This is a genomic window from Pseudomonas sp. LBUM1663 (genome assembly GCF_059695905.1).
The window spans coordinates 6,408,671-6,426,773 of the sequence record NZ_CP166792.1 but is presented as its reverse complement, the minus strand read 5'-3'; the positions used below and the strand labels follow the sequence as shown (position 1 = coordinate 6,426,773).

The 18,103-nt window shown below is 61.1% G+C and carries 12 protein-coding genes; 2 read left to right on the top strand and 10 right to left on the bottom strand.

Translation table 11 applies throughout. The features are described from left to right. Positions 1 to 14 precede the first annotated feature (14 nt). From ACA075_RS29500 to ACA075_RS29465, 8 genes are read right to left on the bottom strand one after another with little or no spacing between them, the layout of a single operon-like run. On the bottom strand, positions 15 to 1,559 hold the full coding sequence (locus ACA075_RS29500; RefSeq protein WP_497296624.1) for an SUMF1/EgtB/PvdO family nonheme iron enzyme: 1,545 nt from the start codon (positions 1,557 to 1,559) through the stop codon (positions 15 to 17). Then, positions 1,549 to 2,772 (bottom strand): ABC transporter permease, encoded by a 1,224-nt coding sequence (locus tag ACA075_RS29495; RefSeq protein WP_497296623.1) that lies wholly within the window; start codon positions 2,770 to 2,772, stop codon positions 1,549 to 1,551. Before ACA075_RS29495 ends, ACA075_RS29500 begins: the two co-directional genes overlap by 11 nt. Then, positions 2,756 to 3,457, bottom strand: coding sequence for an ABC transporter ATP-binding protein (locus tag ACA075_RS29490; RefSeq protein WP_497296622.1), 702 nt, complete (start codon positions 3,455 to 3,457; stop codon positions 2,756 to 2,758). Before ACA075_RS29490 ends, ACA075_RS29495 begins: the two co-directional genes overlap by 17 nt. 10 nt (positions 3,458 to 3,467) lie before the next feature. Beyond that, complete coding sequence (locus ACA075_RS29485) at positions 3,468 to 5,459, bottom strand: vWA domain-containing protein (protein ID WP_497296621.1); 1,992 nt, start codon at positions 5,457 to 5,459, stop codon at positions 3,468 to 3,470. Then, positions 5,459 to 6,475 carry a hypothetical protein gene (locus ACA075_RS29480; protein ID WP_497296620.1) on the bottom strand — a complete coding sequence of 339 codons (1,017 nt, stop codon included), beginning with the start codon at positions 6,473 to 6,475 and terminating at the stop codon, positions 5,459 to 5,461. The genes ACA075_RS29485 and ACA075_RS29480 overlap by 1 nt, the downstream gene beginning before the upstream one ends. 3 nt (positions 6,476 to 6,478) lie before the next feature. After that, the gene (locus tag ACA075_RS29475) at positions 6,479 to 9,190 is read right to left on the bottom strand and encodes a putative virulence factor (RefSeq protein WP_497296619.1); all 2,712 of its coding nucleotides are present in this window, start codon (positions 9,188 to 9,190) and stop codon (positions 6,479 to 6,481) included. After that, a complete protein-coding gene (locus tag ACA075_RS29470; RefSeq protein ID WP_497296618.1) occupies positions 9,187 to 12,252 on the bottom strand; it encodes a virulence factor SrfB in 3,066 nt (1,021 codons plus the stop codon). Before ACA075_RS29470 ends, ACA075_RS29475 begins: the two co-directional genes overlap by 4 nt. A gap of 17 nt (positions 12,253 to 12,269) precedes the next feature. After that, positions 12,270 to 13,640 carry an SrfA family protein gene (locus ACA075_RS29465; RefSeq protein ID WP_497296617.1) on the bottom strand — a complete coding sequence of 457 codons (1,371 nt, stop codon included), beginning with the start codon at positions 13,638 to 13,640 and terminating at the stop codon, positions 12,270 to 12,272. Between the two features lie 266 nt (positions 13,641 to 13,906). On the opposite strand from ACA075_RS29465, the gene ACA075_RS29460 reads away from it, so the two are divergent. Then, the gene (locus ACA075_RS29460) at positions 13,907 to 15,121 is read left to right on the top strand and encodes an aldose 1-epimerase family protein (protein WP_497296616.1); all 1,215 of its coding nucleotides are present in this window, start codon (positions 13,907 to 13,909) and stop codon (positions 15,119 to 15,121) included. Positions 15,122 to 15,127: 6 nt separating this feature from the next. On the opposite strand, the gene ACA075_RS29455 is transcribed toward ACA075_RS29460, so the two are convergent. Then, positions 15,128 to 16,621 (bottom strand): YifB family Mg chelatase-like AAA ATPase, encoded by a 1,494-nt coding sequence (locus ACA075_RS29455; protein WP_497296615.1) that lies wholly within the window; start codon positions 16,619 to 16,621, stop codon positions 15,128 to 15,130. A 294-nt stretch (positions 16,622 to 16,915) separates the two neighbouring features. Here ACA075_RS29455 and ACA075_RS29450 point away from each other — a divergent pair, with 294 nt between their 5' ends. Further along, positions 16,916 to 17,194: a HigA family addiction module antitoxin gene (locus ACA075_RS29450; protein ID WP_497296614.1), complete on the top strand. Its 279-nt coding sequence runs from the start codon at positions 16,916 to 16,918 to the stop codon at positions 17,192 to 17,194. Here ACA075_RS29450 and ACA075_RS29445 read toward each other — a convergent pair. Next, positions 17,191 to 17,712: a BRO-N domain-containing protein gene (locus tag ACA075_RS29445; protein WP_497296612.1), complete on the bottom strand. Its 522-nt coding sequence runs from the start codon at positions 17,710 to 17,712 to the stop codon at positions 17,191 to 17,193. The two genes, ACA075_RS29450 and ACA075_RS29445, sit on opposite strands and share 4 nt — an antisense overlap. Positions 17,713 to 18,103 lie beyond the last annotated feature (391 nt).

Here is an 18,103-nt window from a genome sequence, read left to right as displayed (position 1 = left end):
GTTGTTGAGGTAAGTTATTGAGTGACGGTTTTGCAGCTGGTCAGCCAGGCATCGGTGTCGATCTTTTGCTTTTGCAGGAAGGTCTTCTGATTGGCCCAGTGGGTGCGCAAATAGGGTTTGAGTTCTTGCAGCTGTTTGTTGCGGGTGATGATTTCTTCCATCACCGGGACCTGCGCTTCCAACAGCGGCTGGCCGTACAAGGTCGCCGATTCCACCAGGCTGCTGGCGTAGTAACGGCTGAGTTTGTGCAGGCGATCCTTCTGCTCGTCGAGCTTGCCTTTGCGCATGTCGCAGCTGGCGTCTTTGTCGGCGCTTTCGCAATTGAGCTTGTAGTTCTTCTGCAGGAAGTCCACGTACTGGCCGTCGTCGAGCATCTTGGTGCACAGGAACGCACCGAGGTTGAGGCTGGCGCGGATCGCCTGGTCGCGGGTTTCTTCCTGCTGCTGGTTGCTGGCGCGCAATTGGTTTTCCAACGCCTGAAGCTTTTCCTTGAGCGCCTTGTCTTCGACGCCCGAGGCCAGGGTATTCAGCGACTGAACGGTGCCTTTATCGGCCGACTCGGTTTCCTTGCTGCCGGTGCCGAGTTTCTTCCAGCTGCTTTCAATGCTGGCGACACGTTCGCGAGACGTCAGGGTCGGCGACACCAGCACCAGTCGCATACCGGTGGTTTTGTTTTTCACCTGGCCTTCGGCGTTGTAGTACGGCTCTTCCTTGCGCAAACCGGTGCGCAGGTCGGCCTGGGCGGTCAGGTAGTTGCCACCACGGACCACGTAGCCACCGGCCTGGCCGTGCTGGCGGTCGAGTTTGTTGAGGCGGAACGGTTCGAACATCATCTCGTCGACGTTGCCGAGCATGTCGTGCAGGCCCAATGGATTGGGCTTTTGCAGGCCGGACAATTGCAGTTTGCCGTTGGACGATTGCGCCCCGGCGAACCACTCGTAGGCGTTGATGCCGTCGGGCATCGGGTAGCGCGTATCGCGGAATTCTGCCGCGCCGACTTCCAGGCCCCCGCGCGCCGCGAACTCCCACTCGACTTCCGTCGGCAGGCGCAGGAAACCCAGTGCGCCGTCTTCTTTCGGCAGCTTGGCCGCGGCGTTTTTGCGCAGCCACAGGTTGTATTTGTCGGCCGCTTCAACGGCTTGCACCCAGCTCACGGACACTTGCGGCAGGCGCATTTTGGTGGCGGCGGTAGGGCAGGTTTCTTCGGTCAGCGCGGCGTATTGGAGCTGACTCATCTCGTACTTGGCCATCAGGTAGTAGCGGGATTTGTCATTTTTCGCGCCGGTGAAACTGCCGGCGATGAACGTTGGCCGGGTCTGTTCGACATAGCCGTACTCCGCGCCGTCCTGACCGATGTTGATCGGGTAGTCGTCAAGCGGTCCGGCAACCGGAATGAACACCTTGCGAAACACCATCGAGCCTTCGCACGGCATCGGCAGCACGACGTCGCTGGCCTCGGGCATCGGGTTGTAATACTTCTCTTCCCAGCCCGCCGCCGAAGCGTCGAGCAGGTAGCCGAGGCTCAGGGGCAACAGCAAGCCCAAACGTTTATAGCTCACGCAGACTCTCCGCAGGTTGGATGTTGATCGCTCGCACGGCGCCGATCACGGCCACCAGTGCAGCGACCAGAAAGGTCAGGAGCAGGGCGGCGAGGCCGTGCCAGAGTGTGATGTGGCAAACGAAGGTGCCGGTGGCCTGGCTGCTGCCGAGCAGGTAGTCGAACAAATGGCTGCCAACGGCGTAAAACCCCAATCCACCGAGGTAGCCGGCCAGGCTCAGCACCAACGCTTGCAAGACCACGAACCCGGCGACCGCCGTGCGCTTGAAACCCAGCAGACGCAATACCGCGAGGCTTTTGCGCTTGCGGTCGATGTTGGCCAGGAACGCCCCGACCATCGACGCCACACAGCCGATCAACGCAGCCAGGGCAATCACCCCGAAGATCAGCCCCAGCACATGGTTGATGGCTTTGACGTTGTCGATGTCGGCCAGTCGGCTCGACGTTTCGATGTGTTGTTCGTTGAGCCAGCGTTCCAGCGGCGCGACCTGGTCGATGTCGCGGGCATAGAGGCGGGCGCGGGCGTACAGCGGTTGCAGATCGCCCAACGGCTTGCCGGTTTCGATGCCGAATGCGCTGACCTGATAACCATCGCGAAAGCGCTCCAGGTTCAGCAACAACGGCGGGGCAACGAACCCGGCCGCGCGACCGAAACGCGCACCGTCGAGCACCGCCAGCACCGTCAGCGTCATCTCGCCGCGCTCGTTGACGCCTTCCAGTCGGCGCAACACGCGCAGTTGCACGCGGTCGCCGGCCTTGGCCTGCAAGCGTTGCGCAGCGCGGGCGCTGAGGATCACTTGATCGCCGGTGGGGTTGAGTTGCGGCAGGTTCAGCTGCGGGTCGCCGGGTTCCGTGGCGATGATTTCCGCGCCTTCGACAAACCGTTGCATGCCCATCAGCAAGTCTGCCTGGGTGTTGAGCGAGCGGGTCTGGCCGAGGGCAAAACCGGTCTCGGGACGCTGGCGCACCCGCTCGATCCAGGCGCTGTCGTAGTTGCCGTTGCTGAGCATTTTCACTTCAAGGTTGCGCGGGTCGCGCAGCAGTTCGTCCTGCAACTGGCTGACCACGCCGTGTTTGAGGCCGAACAGCAGCAACAGCGGCGCGATCACCGCCACCAAGGAGGCGGCGATGCACAACGACACCTTACGATCGTGCCAGAGGTCTTGCAGGGCCAGCATTCCGAGCAGGCGCAAGCGGTCAGTCCATCGGTTCAAACAGAGTCTCTCCCTGACGGCTGATAGCGCCGAGTCGCGGCAAGCCGAAATCCTTCAGCAGGGCCCAGTCATGGGACACAACGAGCGCACTCAAGCCCATGCTCGACACCAGACTCATCAACAATTCGAACAACCGCCGGGCGCTGTGTGGATCAAGTGCAGCGGTGGGCTCGTCGGCCAACAGCAGCAGCGGTTCATGGGCAATCGCCCGCACGCAGGCCACGCGCTGGCGCTCACCGATCGACAGCGCTTGAGGCTGTTTATCCAGCAAGCCTTGCAGGCGCAGCACCTCAACCGCGTGATCGATGTGCGCGCTCTTTACCGGCATGCCGAGCAAGCGGCGCGGCAGGCTGATGTTGTCGCGCACGTTCAAAAACGGCAGCAAACCGCCGCTTTGCAAAATGAACCCCAAGTGCCGCGAACGCACCGCCGCCAAGGCAGGCTGGTCATCGGTGGCCAGCAATTGCGCGATGTCTTGATCCTGCGTTGCGCCCAGCCGAAAACGCTCGAGTTCGACCGGCGCCAGTAACAGGCCGATGGCTTCGAGCAAGGTGCTTTTGCCGCTGCCGCTCTCGCCAGTGATGGCGAGGATTTCCCCGGCACCGATCTGCAAGCGAGGCAGGCGCACGTGATGGGCCAGCGCGCCTTCACCACGGCGCACCAGCAGGTTCTTGATATCGAGCATCGGCGTCTCGTTAAGGCATCATTTCCAGTGGCACGGGGTACACGTTGTCCCGTGCATCGCTGTCCTTGGCTAACGCCACCCAACGGTCAACGTCAGCGTTGTAGCGCTGGTAGTGCCGCAGTTTGGTATTGAGCGTGCGGATGAATTTCTCCTGCGCCAGGCCATCCCAGCTTTTCCAGGTTTCTTCGTCCAGGTTCAGCACTTCGCTCTGGTACGGCAGGTCTTCGAGGTACTCGCCGAGCACGCCCATGTCCGCCAGTTTTGCGTTGCCGTTCTGCTTGAGCTGGTTCGGGTCGGCACCCATGGTGGCGGCCACCGAGCGCAGGCGGTCGAACATTTCCGTCGGCGAGATAAGGCCTTCGTTGGCCGCGTCGAGGATCTGCTTCATCACGTCGCTCAAGTCGCTGAGCTGGGATTTGGTCAGCAACACCCGCACGTCGGTGGTCGGGACGTTCTGCTTGATCAGGTCACGGTCGGTGATCCACGCCTTGAACACCGGCGGCGCCTTGCTGTTGGTCTTTTCGCCCAGATAGGCGAGTTGCATGGCGTGGCCGATCAGCGCCGCGTCTTCGAGCATTTTCTTCTCGGCCGGGTCCTGCTTGGCATTCACCGCACTGCCGATGGCGTCTTCGCCCATGTAGGCGGCTTTCACTTGGGAAGTGATCGCAGTGGCCAGCGAATCCACCTTGCGCCCGAACTCCTGAATGTCACCCGCGTTCACCGGGTAATACAGCGAGGTGTTGGTGCCCGGGTAGGTCGACAGGTTCTGATACTGCGCCTCGGCCTTGGCGTGGTCCTTGATCCCGGCTGGGGTTTTCAGGTGCAGCGTGTAAATCGCTACGCCGGGATTAGCGGCTTCGAGGCGAACCTGCGAGGCGCTCAAACCGGTTTTCGACAGCTTGTCGTCGCCTTCGATGGCGCCGGCGTCGGTGATCAACACCACGTAGCGTGCGCCGAACTGGCTCCAGTCGACCTTGTCGATGCTTTCCATGACACCGGCAAAGGCGTCTTCATCGAAACTGCTGCTCGATACTTTGGCCTGTTTGAGGTCGGCAACTTTGGCGAGGAAGTCGGAGCTGTCCTTCACCTGAGTCGGGTCGGCGTACATCTTGGTGGTGTATTCCAGCCCAGGCACCGCTTGGGTGCTGGAGCGGAACGCCACCAGGCCGAACTTGACCTGCTTGCCGAGGTTCTGCGATTCGATCTGCTGATAGACCTTGCGGATCGCCTCGCGGGTGCGGTCGATGTAAGGGTCCATCGAGATCGTCGAGTCGATGACAAACACCACCGCCGCACTGAATTCCTTCAGCTGGCTGGCCGCTTTGTCCTCGGCTTCCTTGCCGCCGGCCGCGCTGTTGGCAGCACCGCCCTTGGCGTTCTTGTCATCCGGTTTACTGACCGACGCCACGTTGAGCAAACGCGTGCGGAAACCGCCTTCGGTCATGACTTCTTCGCCGCTGAGGACCGGCAGCAGGTAGAACTGCTTTTGCAGGTCGACGAAGTATTCAGGTTCTTCGGCGAGCACGCCCGGTGCTTGCTTGCCCTTTTTCAGCGTGGCCCGCAGCGGGGCGACTTTGCTCACCGGGTCCGGCGCATCAAGGATGCCCTCGACCGTGGCGCGGTCCTTGAAGAACAGCAGCCGGTCGCGGTTGGCCGGGTTGGTGAACGCCAGTGTCAGCTGCATCTTCCAGTCGGTGGTGCAACTCGCCGGCAACCAGCCAATGGTTTTGCCGTAACTGTCGGGGCCGACTTTGAGCCACTCGGCATTGGCCGCCTGGGCGCGCTCGTATACATAGAAACGGCTGAACACCGGTTGCGCATCGCCTGCCGCGCCGCCTGCCGTTGGGCTGAGTTTGCAGCCCGGTGTGGTCAGCACGCGCTGGAACAGGGTTTTCTTGCCAGCCTGGATCAGCGGTTTGTCATCGGCCCGGGACAGCGGGCTGATGCACAGCGCCAACAGCGCGGCGCTGCTCAGCAGGAAACGACTCAGGGGCGAACGCATCACTTCTGCAACTCCTCGAAGCGCTGCTTGGCTTCGGCGTTGTTCGGGTCCTGGGTCAGGATGGTTTCGTACCAGTAGGCGGCGGTGGCATTGTCCGCGACCGGGAAGCACTCACTGGCTTTCAGGTATTTCGGGTCGTACTCGCGGGCATAGGCATTGGCGATCAGCGCGTCACCGGCCTGGGCCCGGTTGGCGTACAGACGCTGGGCAACACCGCAGTGCTTGCCGGCCTTGGCTTCGTTGATGATCTCCAGCAACTTGGCGCTATCGGGTGCGGCCTTGATGCAGGTCTGGACGAAGGTCAGCTCGGGCAGGCTGTTCATGCTGTCGAGGGTGCAGGCTTGTGCGTCGGCACCCGCCGGTGCGGCGGCAGCGATGGCCGGGGCGGGGGCCGGAGTGCGTTTGTAGAACCAGAACCCGGCCGCTGCTGCCACCAGCAACAGCACGACGAGCGCGAGGCCGATGAGGCCTTTGTGGCTTTTCTTCACCGGGGTCGGAGGCGGGGTGTAAGCGGGTTCGTTGGGCACCGATTCCAGTTCGATTTCTGGCTCGGCGGTGTTCAGGACCAATTCCGGCAGCTCTGGAATTTCGGGTTCCGGTGCAGCAGGTGCAGTCAACTCCGCGCCACCGTAAGTCGAACGCGTCTGGCCACCGGCCGTGGACGGCAGCAACCCGACGCCTGGCCGGACCACACCTTTGTCGGTGTGCCCTTGGCTCTGTTCGCGTAGCTCGATCATGAATTGCGAATTGGCGCCGCCTTCGAGCAACGGATCGACCACTTCCGGGCCGACCTGGGCTTCAAGGGCTTCACCACTGGCTGCAACGCTGAAGCGCGAGACCTTGAACCAGAATGGATTGTTGCTCCAGGCCTTCTGATCCTGGAGGTAGAAACCGTCCTGGTTACGCTGAATGGAAAACTCCAGCTGTTCTTCGCCACCCTGCCATTTCTTCACAGTGAGGCACGCCTGGCCAGGCACGTTGGGTTCTAAGGCGAGCAGGTCGACACGAATTGGCATTGCTTATCTCGCTGTGAAGGCTGTGAGCACATGGCCCAGCCGTTCATTCTGTTCAGGGGTGATTTCGCGACCGGCACCATGGCCGGCGTTGTCCTGCGTGATGTAGGCCAGGCCCGAGAGCCAGTCGCCCAGATACCGCTGCGCCTGGTTCGCCGGTTGCGGCGGCAACACCGGCACTTGTCCCGGACCGATGTCGGTATAGAACGAGAACAACGGCGCCTTGGCACCGGCACGGCTGTTCGGGCGCTCGTTGACCGGTTTCTGCAGGTAGCCGAACCAGGACACGAAATCGCGCAGCACGCGTTGCACTTCCAGCACTTGGCGTTCGACCAGTTGATCGCGCCGAGCGCCGCTTTGTGCACGCTTGAGCACCGCACGGCTCAGTTGGCCGGGCAAGTCCTGGCGATAACCGGCGGTGATCAATTCGTCGACCACCGCTTCGATCAACGCTTTTTCCAGCCCCAGCAGGGTGAGCAGGCTTTGCCGGGTGGTCAGTTCGCGCAGGTGTGCAATCCAGGCCTTGAACGCGGCTTTGGCGAAGCGGTGTTCGTTGCTTTGCAGTTCCGGCGCCGGGGTGCCGGTTTTGCTGCTGACCGGCGCTTCGTGGCTCAGGTCGTCGCCGAAATCGAAGTCGAACCCGGCGTCGTTGCCGTACAGGCTCTGGCTCGGGGTCGGCGCAGCCGGCTCATCGCTGGCGGCGGGGGCGTCGTCGGTTTCGTACACACCGCTGAGGTACAGGTCGCGCACCGATTCGCTGGGCATGTCGAGTTCATCGATGAACTCACCGAGCACCGCCGGACGACGGCCCAGGCCTGTCAGAATCATCTGCGCTTGGGCTTTCTTCGCCGCTGCGGCGCCGTCACCGTCGGCGTGATACCAGGTGCTCAGGCCGTGAGTGGTCAGGCCCTCAAGGCATTCGTTCAACTGCTCGCGGATGCGTTGCAGTTTGAATTCGATGTTGGCCACGCCCTTGAAGCTGCCGCTGAAATGGCTAATGCCACCGTCATCGTTGCGCAGCATCTCTTTCCAGGCATTGGCGGGATTATTGATGTGTTTGCACACCAGCTCGTTGCCGGCAAAGCTTGTGCCCAGGGCGTCGACGCGCTCCAGGTAGCTGGGGTTGAGGCCGGTTTCGGCGCCGCTGGCGTCTTGCACGATGAACGCCGCGTCCATGCGCGGTTTGCGCACCAGGAAGGTGTTCTGGAACGGCGTGCCGGCCCAGTCGTTCATCCAGCTCAGGCTGCCGAAGCGTTCGAGCATGGTCAGCTTGACCATGCCGTTCCAGCTCTCGTCGTACTGATCAGGCGTCAGGCTCAGGGAGTTGGTGATGCGCAGGTCGAGCATGGTCAGCGCCCAGATCAGGCCAGTGTCGCGTTTGCTGCGAGCGGCCGCGTCGGCGCCTTGGGTCTTCTCGATCCAGCGCGTCAGCACCGGGCCGACGTCGTTGACGTCGCTCTGTTTGGTCGAGCCGGTGCAGACCACCAGCGCGTTCATTTCCTGGTTGTCGGTGTAGCGTTCGAACAGGTAAGCGACCTTGCCACGCAGAATCAACTGCGAGACGGAGTTGTCCTTGGTGGCGGATTCCGGGTCACTGGAGTTGGCGATCTCGTGCAGCTTCTTGCGCCCGCGATAACCGGGGAAGTCCAGCAAGTCGACCTGGTTGACGATGTCGTCCGCCGGGGCTTCGATCAAACCGAAAGTCATCTCGGCGGTCAGTGCCGCCAGTTGCGCGACCGGGATGCCCTGACTGTTTTGCAGGCGTCCGTCGACCCGGGGCCGCACATCGATCGGCAAGTCCTGCGGGCTGCCGAAGCGCTCGAGTATGTCGACGTTCATGATGCTGTCGCGTTGGCTGTAGGTGTCGTTTTCGAAACTCACCAAGGCCTTCAGTGGCGCGAACACGGTCTCCGGCAAGCCCAGCTTGTGCAGCGCGCCGGCCAATTGCTGGTAAACGCGCGTTAGCTCGCTCTGCTCACCCCAGAGGATGGAGAACAGCTCGGCACGCTCCTGGAAATTCAGGCGTGGTGCCAGTTGCAACGCCGTCGGCCAATACAGGTGCTCAAGCTTCTTCACCGAGTTGCGGAAGTTGTCCCGCAGGTAATCCCACAGCGACACCAGATCGTCGGCACTGACGCCCGGTTGCAGCGGCCCGGTCTCGCGCCCTTCAAACGGTTTCAGCACGCGCTGGATGCGCTCCTCGTCGATTTCGTAGGAGATCCGCTCAAGGTCGAAGTCCTTGAACCACGAGTTGGCGAGAATCTTCGCCAGCTCGATTTCCTTGAACAGCGTCAGCTCGACCGGGAATTGCGGATCCTGGCTCGGCGTGGCGCGGCGGCTGAAGCGCGTCACCAGGCCGGTGGCTTCCTTGCCGCCACCCACCGGGTTGATGTGCTTGATGAAGTCCAGGCGCTGGCCACCGAAATCGGTTTCCAGTTTGCCGTTCTGACCGGCCGCAAGCGCCGAGATCAGGTAGGACTTGCCGGCTTGGGACAGGCCGAAAAAGCCAATGGTCATCGGCGTGCAGGCCACGCGACCGAGGCTGTGAGCCAGGTTGCGGGCGCGGTGCAGACGGATGTTCAGGTTGTCGGCTTCGCTGTCCAGCCGTGGCGCGTTACCGCGTGTCTGGCCAATCCATTCCAGCGCCTGACCGGCACCTTCATAAACAGCGGCCCAACGGGCTGAAAGCTGAGTTTGTTCGGGGGTCAGGTCATTCATTTGCGTTTCACACTTCCACTGTCGAGCCAGTACTTGGTCTCGCTCAGGCCGGCGTCGAGCATGGTGTTGAGTTCCAGCTCGAGGTCGCTGCGCGGGTTGAAGTTGACGTTGTTACTGTTGGATTCGATGTCGCGAACCGAGAGGCGGTCGCTGACCAGATCCTGCTTGCGCGTGTACTTGTCAGCCGCTTTGACTTCGAAGCGCACCTTGAGCAGCGGTGCACTGCCGTTTTCCCCAATCGCCCGGGAGAACTTTTCCCGGCCGGCCTTGGTGAAACGCAGTGTGTACAAGGGCGAAGCGGCCCAGCGGTCGGCAGCCAACTGGCGGAAGCCGAGGCGCAGATCGCCGCGCATTTCCAGTTGCGGCGTGTCAGCGTCATCGCCCGTGCCGATTTCCGGCAACTTGATTTTGTAGTCTTCGGACTGGATGTCGCGGTACAGCACGTCGGCGTCCTTGATCACGTTGTTCAGGTCGATCACGCCGATGTGCTTGACCGTCGAATACGGCTTGAGCGCCGAAGAACGGAAGTAGAAGTTCGGCACGCTGTGGTTGGCGCACAACAGGCACAGCATGGCGCCCACCGAGGCGGTGCTTTTCGGGTCGTCGATCCGGCCGTTCTTGTGGAACGGATACCAGCCGCCGGTGCGGTAGTTTTGCAGCGCCAGAATGCGCCCCGGTGGCAGCGGCAGCACCTTGCGGATAAACGCCTGAATGCCGGGCAAGCGCGAAGGGCGGCCGGTCAGCAACAGGACGTCGCACGGATAATGCGCGACCACTTCACAGAGCGCGCCGAGGATCTTGGTGATGTTGATCTGATCGTTGAGGAATGCGGCGTGGAGCTTTTGCAGGTCGAAGCCGATCAGCGCTTCGTACAGGTCGAAACCGCTCTGACCACCGACATCACGGCGCACGGCGGCGTTGACGTAGTCGAGGACGGTCTGGCTGATCGCGTTGTCGCCCAGCAACTGGCGGTAGCTTTGCGGGGTGACTTCCTGCGGGACCTGCGGATCGTAATGCTCGTAGGCCTTGAGCAACGCCAGGCCCAGCGGCGCGAACACCTGCAGGTTCAGTTGCTGGCGCAGGATCATGTCCTGAGCGCTGACCGATTCGTCGCCGCACAGCCGCGACATCAGCGAATCCGGGGCTTTTACGCCGGCGTTCTGCAAGGCTTTCTCGAAGCTCGGCAGGATGAAGTCCTGAATCACGTCCAGCAGGATGTCGTCGCCGGCCACTTTGAAGCCATCGCGAAAACGCTGCTCGGGCACGATGTGCACGTTGCTGCCGCTGCCGGTGTTGCCGGCGCGGTCGAGGCGATAGTCGGTGATGACCAGGTCGGTGGTGCCGCCGCCGATGTCGATGGTCGCCAGGGTGATGCGTTCGCGATCGGTTTTGTCCGGGCGGGCGATGGTGTCGAAAAACTCTTCCGGGTGACCGGCGAAGTTCTCGTTGACCTCGGTGTACAGGTACACCAACTGGCCGCAGGAGGCTTCGTCCCATTCCACGCGGATGCTCGGGATCGGCGTGCGCGGGCTGACGGCCTGATCCTGATGCGGGTCTTCCTCGCCGGCGTGCCAGCCGAGGCTTTTCCACACCAGGCCAATGGCCTGCTGCATGCGTTCGTTGAGGATGCTGCGCTCAGCCTGGGGCATGCCCGGCGGCACGGTCAGGGTGATGCTGTTGAGCTGGCGCGGCACGCGGGTGTGCCCCTGGCGCGAGCGTTGGGCCGGGCTGTTGATTTGCGACAGCGCCTGGGCCAGCACCTCGGCGAGCATGAACGTCATCAGCGAGCTGCGCGAGTAACGCGGCATGAACACCGGCAGGCGATCGTCTTCTTCGAGGCTGTAAAGTGCCTCGCCGGTTTCATTGATCAGGTGCGAGAACGGTGCGGCGGTGGCGTAAGGCTCGTTGTCGGTCTTGATGTAGGAACAGTTGAAACGCCAGCCGTGACCGTAGGCGTTTTCGTCCCACAGGTAACGTTTCGGGCTGGACAGCCCCGTCGAGCCTTCGGTGCCGCGACGGCGGCTGGCCAGGCGGCTGGCCTCGTTGCCGACCCGGGCAATCGTCGCCCACTGGAACGCATCGTGACGACCGCTCTTGACCGAGCAGTGGTCCTTGCCGAAATACGCCTGGGCAAACTCCACGCGGCTTTCGAACGGCAGGTTGTAGGTGTGTTCGGGGGTGATCAGGTCGCGCAGTTCCAGCACGTAATTCTGCTTCAGCCCGGAACCGGCCTGACCGTGGTTCTCGATCAGGATGCCGCAGGTGCGCGAGTTGCCGACGTCCAGCACCAGGTCCACCGGAATCGGTTTGACCAGGCCATTGCTGTCGTTGGCGACCACTTTCAGCTCAGGGATTTCCACCTTCGGCCTGGCGGTCGACTGCGCTGCCGCGGACGGCGTGCTCAACAGGCTCAGCAGGTTGAGGTAGTGCGCAAGGTGATGGTTGGCGCGGATGTCTATGTCCAGCTCTTCGCGTGAACGATGGGCGTTGCCCTCGTTGAACACTTCCAGCAGCCATTCATTGACCCACGGCTGGGCCAGGAACCAACGGGTTTCGCTGGCCTTGGTCGCCAGCTTGAAGGACACGCCAGAGCTGATGTCTTCTTCGTTCGGTGCCAGGTAGGCAGTGCCGTCACGCTTGGGCATGACACGGCTGTCGAACGCCATCGTCAGGCGATGGGTGTTGCCATCGATGTCTGGCGTGGCCAGTTTCACCAGGCGCATGCGCGACCAGTTGGTCGGGCCTTCGTCGAAGCGATGCGGCGGCATGAAACGGAAAAACGGCGTCGGCAGCCAGACACCGTCCAGCAGCTCGAGGCTGCTTTTCATGTCGACGCTGAATGCCGGTTTGGCCTTCTCGACCTTCTCCGGTTCGGGCTCGTAGAAGTAGAAGTCTTTCTCTTCGTTGTACATCAGCCGGCAGATCAGCCCGCTGATCATCGGCGCGAACTCGCCCGCCGGTTCCTTGCGAGGATCCAGGCGCAGGGCGAAATCCATGAACTGGATACCGGTGTCACTGACGAGCGTGACGGTGTCTTCGAATTGGGTGACTTCAGGCAACATGTCGGGTTATTCCAGTCTTATTCGCCCATTTGCCGCATGGACATGGGGAATTGATCTTTTCCGTAACCGCCGGTGCAGTCCGCGACCGTGGTCGCCCCTTTGCGGCAGTTGACCTTGGGCATGTCGTAAGTGCTGCCATCGCCGCACACGGCCTGGCCCTGGCTGTCGATGGCGAGGCTGCCACCCTTCATGGTAGCGCTCACCGGCCCGCTGCACTTCGTGCCGTCGGCCTGGTGTACGGTGACTTCGCCCTTACCGTCCTTGAGCTGGTATTCCAGGCGCAGCGGTTTGCCGGTCCGGCGATCCTGAATGCCGGCACCGGCGCGGTACTGACCGTCGAGGAACTTGGCCGCGCCGTCGGCGGCGTCAGGCGGAATGCTCAGGGCCGGACCCGGTTTTGCGGCGGCGGATTTTTGCGCGTCGGGCGGTGTGGTGGCAGACGGCGCCTCGGTTTTATTTTCGGGGGGCGCGGTTGGCGTGATTGGCGCTGTTGGTGATTCGGCGGCCGGGTCTTGGGTCACGTCGGCGGTCGCGGCATCAGCTTCGTTACCGGTGACGGCTGGAGCTTCTACGCCATGGGTGCCGGTCACGGCGGTGCCTGTGGTGGAACCTGCGACCGTGCCGGTTACGGGAACGCCATTCAGCGTTGTGGCATTGCCGGTCAGTTGCGGCTCTTCCAGCTGTTTTTCCATCGGCACGATGCCCTCAGGCAGCAAGTCCACCGCCACCAACGGAATCGGCACGCACCCGCGCAGGCCGAGCAACAGCCACAACAGCAGCAACAGAAACGGCAGCAGCAACAGCCACCACCAGCGACGCCACCACGGACGAGCCACCACCGGCACGACGGGCGCCACCACCGGTTCTTCGACCACGGGGGGCAGCGTGAACACAGGCGGAACCTGATAAAGGCAGTGCAGGGGATCGCGATTGCCGGTACCGGCGTGCTCGAAACCCCAGAAGGTCAGCACCGGTTTGCCTTGCACCAGGTAGACGAAGTTTTCGTCGGGGAAATGAATCACACGCTTGAGCAGCTTGCCGAACACGGCTTTGTCGCCTTGCTGCCGTTCGGCCGGGTCCGTGCCCAGGAAACGCTGGCTCAATTCATCGAGCGCAGTCTTCAGGGCTTCAAGTTGGCGACGGGCTGGCGCGCGTTCTTCTTCGGTCGCGCTGCTCCAAGGGATCACATCGCCTTCGAGACCGCTGTACCAATCGATCTGGTTGCCGAGTTCATCGCTTTGAGGAATGGCCAGGTGATCGACCATCTCGGGGTTCTTGCGGCGAATGGCTTCGCGCAATTGCAGGGCTGCCCGGTAGACCGGTTGACCTGTTTCGCCCAGGGCTGTGAATGACCCGCTCTTACCGCTGCGTAATAGTGCCCCGCGCATTCAAACTCCATATGTTCCGTTGCGCAAAAATGACAGACAAAGACGTCTGTTCTTGCTCCTGCAATTAGCTGGCGACCTTAATGGCATTATGATGTCGCCGTCAATCAGCGGAGGTCCAAAACCGTATGAGACTAGCGTAAGTGTGCGGAGGTTGCATGAGGTCAATGTGAATTGATTTGGGAAGGCCCGGAGGTCCGCTTTTTTAAGCTTGCTGAATCGTTTCATCAGCGCTATAAAAATGCACAACTCCAAGAAAGGCTTTCCTCATGACCCCGCTCAAATTCGCCGTCGCCCTCGGTACGCTGACCGCTGCCTCCCACGCCATGGCTTGGGATTACGTGCTGCTCGATACCGACAAGGCTGCGCAAAACTGGCAGATCACCAGCCAGCAACTCGGCGTCAAAACCGGCAAACCTTTCTCCGTGACCCTGCGCACCTTGCACGGAGGCCGGCAAGAGGGCGTCAGCATCGTCGACATCGATAACGGCACGCTGAAACTCTCGGTGGTGCCGACTCGCGGCATGAACGTGCTGCAAGCGTCGGTCGGCGATGTGCGCATGGGCTGGGATTCGCCGGTCAAGGACGTGGTCAATCCGTCCTTCATCGAACTCAACGGCCGCGGCGGACTGGGCTGGCTCGAAGGCTTCAACGAATTGGTCGCCCGCTGTGGCTACGAATGGGTCGGCCATCCCGGCATCGACAACGGTGAACTGCTGACCCTGCATGGCCGCGCCGCCAACATCCCGGCCAGTAAAGTCACCCTGCACATCGACGAAAAACCGCCTTACACCATCAGCCTGCGCGGCGAGCTTAAAGAACAGGCATTCAAGAAGGTCGACTTCTCGGTGGTGACTGAGTTGGTCACTGAGCCCGGCAGCGTAGCGTTTGCCCTCAATGACACCTTGACCAACAACGGCGACTATCCGAAGGAATACCAGGCGCTTTACCACAGCAACTTCAGCACTCCGTTTCTGGAACAGGGCGCGCGTTTCGCGGCGCCGGTGAAACAGGTGTCTCCGTTCAACGACAAGGCCAAAGGGGATTTGCCGGATTGGCAGACTTACCGTGCACCGACCAAGGACTACGACGAGACGGTTTACAACGTTGTGCCTTATGGCGATGCCAAGGGCGATACGTTGACTGTGTTGCATAACAAGGCCGGGAGCCTGGGGGTGTCGGTTGGGTTCAACACGCGGCAGTTGCCGGTGTTTTCGTTGTGGAAGAACACGGATACACAAGGGCAGGGGTATGTGACCGGGTTGGAGCCTGGGACGAGTTTTTCCTATAACCGACGGTATCAACGGCCGATTGGTTTGGTGCCGATGATTGGGGTTAAAGAGCAGAAGCAGTTTCAGATTCATTACAGTTTGCTGGCGGATAAAGGGGCTGTGGATAAAGCGATGCAGCGGGTGAATGAGATACAGGGTGGGCGGGCGACTGAGGTGCGACAAACGCCGTTGGTTGATCTCACTAAAGAATGATTCTTGTCAGTTTGTGCTTGGCCGATACTGCAATGCCTCCGCCAGATGTTCGCGGGTGATGCCATCGATCTGTTCAAGGTCTGCCAGCGTGCGGGCAACCTTGAGCAGTCGATGGGCCGACCGGAGTGACAAGGTCAAACGCTCGCAAGCAGTTTCCAGCCACGCTTCGTCAGTTGTGGATAACTTGCAGTGTCGACGCAGCCCTGGCAAATCAAGGAATGCGTTGGCACAGCCTTGGCGTTTGTTTTGACGCTCCCGGGCGTCGGCGACCAGTTCCGCAGCAGTGGCGGTGTCATCACCGGGTTTGAGCGCAGGATTCAACGCCGTGGCTTCCCGAGCGACGGTCAGGTGCAGGTCGATCCGATCCAGCAGCGGCCCCGACAATTTGTTCCGATAGCGCTGGACCATGTCCGGTGTACAACTGCATTTGCCGCTGGGTTCACCAAGATATCCACAGGGACACGGGTTCATCGCGGCCACCAATTGAAAGCGTGCCGGAAACCTCACGCGATCCTTGGCGCGGGAAATCACGATGTGGCCGGACTCCAGCGGCTCCCTTAAAACCTCCAACACCTTGCGATCGAATTCCGGAAGTTCGTCGAGGAACAGCACGCCATGATGGGCGAGGGTGATTTCGCCGGGTTGCGGCTTCGATCCGCCACCCACCAATGCAGGGCCGGAGGCCGAGTGATGGGGTTGGCGGAATGGTCGTTGCGGCCAGTGGCTCAAGGGCACGCAACTGGTGACGGATTGAATGGCTGCGACTTCCAGCGCCTCGTTTTCGGCGAGCGGTGGAAGCAAACCCGGCAAACGACTCGCCAACAACGTTTTCCCAGTCCCCGGTGGTCCGCTAAATAGCAGGTTATGAGCCCCAGCCGCCGCAATCAGCAATGCGCGCTTGGCCGAGATTTGCCCCTGCACTTCATTCAAGTCCGGATAGGGTTTGCTGGCGTAGAGCAAGCCATTGGAAACGTAGGGTTCAACCGGCGTATGTCCATTGAAGTGCGCAACGGCTTCCAGCAGGTGGTCCACGGCAAACACCTTCAAACCCGATGCCAGGCACGCCTCCTCGGCGTTCGCCCGCGGCACCATCAACGAGCGTCCGGCCTTGCGAGCTGCCAGCGCAGCCGGCAATACGCCTCTCACGGCACGTACCGCGCCTGACAGTGCCAGTTCTCCCAGGCATTCAATGTCATCCAGCGTCAACGTCGGCACCTGCACGCTGGCGGACAGAATTCCCAAGGCAATCGCCAGATCGAATCGTCCGCCGTCCTTCGGTAGGTCAGCGGGAGCGAGATTCAAGGTGATACGCCGTGCAGGAAATTGCAGGCCTGAATTGATGATCGCGCTGCGCACCCGGTCCTTGCTTTCCTTAACAGCCGCTTCGGGCAATCCGACCATCGTCAGGGACGGCAAGCCGTTGGCCAGATGGACTTCGACGGTAACGGCGGGCGCATCCACGCCAATCTGGGCGCGGCTGTGGACGATGGAGAGGGACATGGTCGTTCCTTGATCTTTACGGGGACCGCTTCCTGCGGTTTTTTGAAGGGTAGTCGGGGTGTTGTTTTTCGGCGTTACGAATGAAGCGACAAACTTTCACTGGATGTTGCGAGTGTCTTTCTGGTGATCAAGCGTAAGCGAGTGCGGATTGCCGATGTAATCAGTCGCGGGATGAGGTTTTTGTAGGACCTTGCCTAGATCAATGAAGGACCCCGGTGAAAGTGTGTGAGCGCTCTTGTCTGTCTGGCAGGGCTGCTTATGATCATTAATTGATCGCTGACTTCGGAGAGGAAAATGAACGGTAATGGAATGCGACCGGTTCATCCTGGCGCAATTCTTCAGGAGGAGTTTCTTGATCCGTTGGGCATTTCAGAGTCGGCTTTCGCCCGTTCGTTGAACGAAACGTTAAAAGTGGTCAACGAAATCGTGATGCAGCAGCGTTGTGTCAGTGTTGATCTACCGGGGAAGCTATCTGGCTTCCTGAACACCGCGCCCGAGTTCTGGCTGAACCTGCAATTGACTTACGATCTGCGCAAAGCCGAAATCGGACGTGGTCGCGCTTTAGCCACTTAACGCGATTGCAGCTTCCGCGAAGCACGCTTCCACCACGGTACATTGACCGCACGTTGCGTCCGTTCACCATCCACCAGCATCTGCGGAACATCCTGCAGCCGGATCCACGGCTGGTTATTCCAGTGCAGCAAACTCAGCGACATCTCTGGCCAGTTCAGCAGGCTCAGTACCGGGCGTTCGCTTGACGTCGGTTGTTGGGCGTCTCTGAGGGCGGGTACGACGTCGTGGGTCAGCCATTCGCGCAGGCCTCGGTATTCGGGGCAGTAGTGGTAGACGAGCAGGGCGTAGACGCCGGATTCGCTGATCAGCAGGGTATTTTCGAGGGTGCCGTGGATGACGACTCGTGCGGTTTGATGTTGATCGGGATCGAGTTTTCGGACGGCGCGTTCGTCGAGGAAAAGGCGAAGCAGACGGCCTAGGTCTCGGGCGCTGAACCAAGGCTGGTTTTCGATCAAAAGCGCGTGGAGGTGGAGTTTGTGGCGGGTGAAGACGTGAGGGATTAGATAGTTTTCATTCATGGTGCAGTTCTCGGGGTCGAGTGAAGAAAACTGCCTCTGATCGTCGCCAAACGAAAAAGGTGGCAGCTATGCGCGGGTTGGCGAACCGGTGACGCCCGAGAACCGGCAGACCCGAAGGTCTCCCACGCATAGCCGCCATAATTCGAGATGGGAATAAACTCCTCGGTCGAATGTGGTCGCGGTGCGTCGGGGTCTTCCAGGTCGCCAAACCCAGTGCTGAATGTTCAGCTGGGGATGAGCTTAGGAGCCTGGGCTTCACGACGCTATCGGACGGCGGTGGTGATCTTTGTAGGACGTTGCCGAGATGGTGGCGGGGCGGCAGATCAAACGATCGCAGCTTTTGGCAGGTCCTACAGGGTTGGTCTGTCCAGTGTGGGATGGCTGGAGACCG

Bases quoted from the DNA above. Each gene is read 5' to 3' on its own strand.
- ACA075_RS29490 (WP_497296622.1), bottom strand. From the start codon at position 3,457: ATGCTCGATATCAAGAACCTGCTGGTGCGCCGTGGTGAAGGCGCGCTG.
- ACA075_RS29485 (WP_497296621.1), bottom strand. From the start codon at position 5,459: ATGCGTTCGCCCCTGAGTCGTTTCCTGCTGAGCAGCGCCGCGCTGTTG.
- ACA075_RS29480 (WP_497296620.1), bottom strand. From the start codon at position 6,475: ATGCCAATTCGTGTCGACCTGCTCGCCTTAGAACCCAACGTGCCTGGC.
- ACA075_RS29475 (WP_497296619.1), bottom strand. From the start codon at position 9,190: ATGAATGACCTGACCCCCGAACAAACTCAGCTTTCAGCCCGTTGGGCC.
- ACA075_RS29470 (WP_497296618.1), bottom strand. From the start codon at position 12,252: ATGTTGCCTGAAGTCACCCAATTCGAAGACACCGTCACGCTCGTCAGT.
- ACA075_RS29465 (WP_497296617.1), bottom strand. From the start codon at position 13,640: ATGCGCGGGGCACTATTACGCAGCGGTAAGAGCGGGTCATTCACAGCC.
- ACA075_RS29460 (WP_497296616.1), top strand. From the start codon at position 13,907: ATGACCCCGCTCAAATTCGCCGTCGCCCTCGGTACGCTGACCGCTGCC.
- ACA075_RS29455 (WP_497296615.1), bottom strand. From the start codon at position 16,621: ATGTCCCTCTCCATCGTCCACAGCCGCGCCCAGATTGGCGTGGATGCG.
- ACA075_RS29450 (WP_497296614.1), top strand. From the start codon at position 16,916: ATGAACGGTAATGGAATGCGACCGGTTCATCCTGGCGCAATTCTTCAG.
- ACA075_RS29445 (WP_497296612.1), bottom strand. From the start codon at position 17,712: ATGAATGAAAACTATCTAATCCCTCACGTCTTCACCCGCCACAAACTC.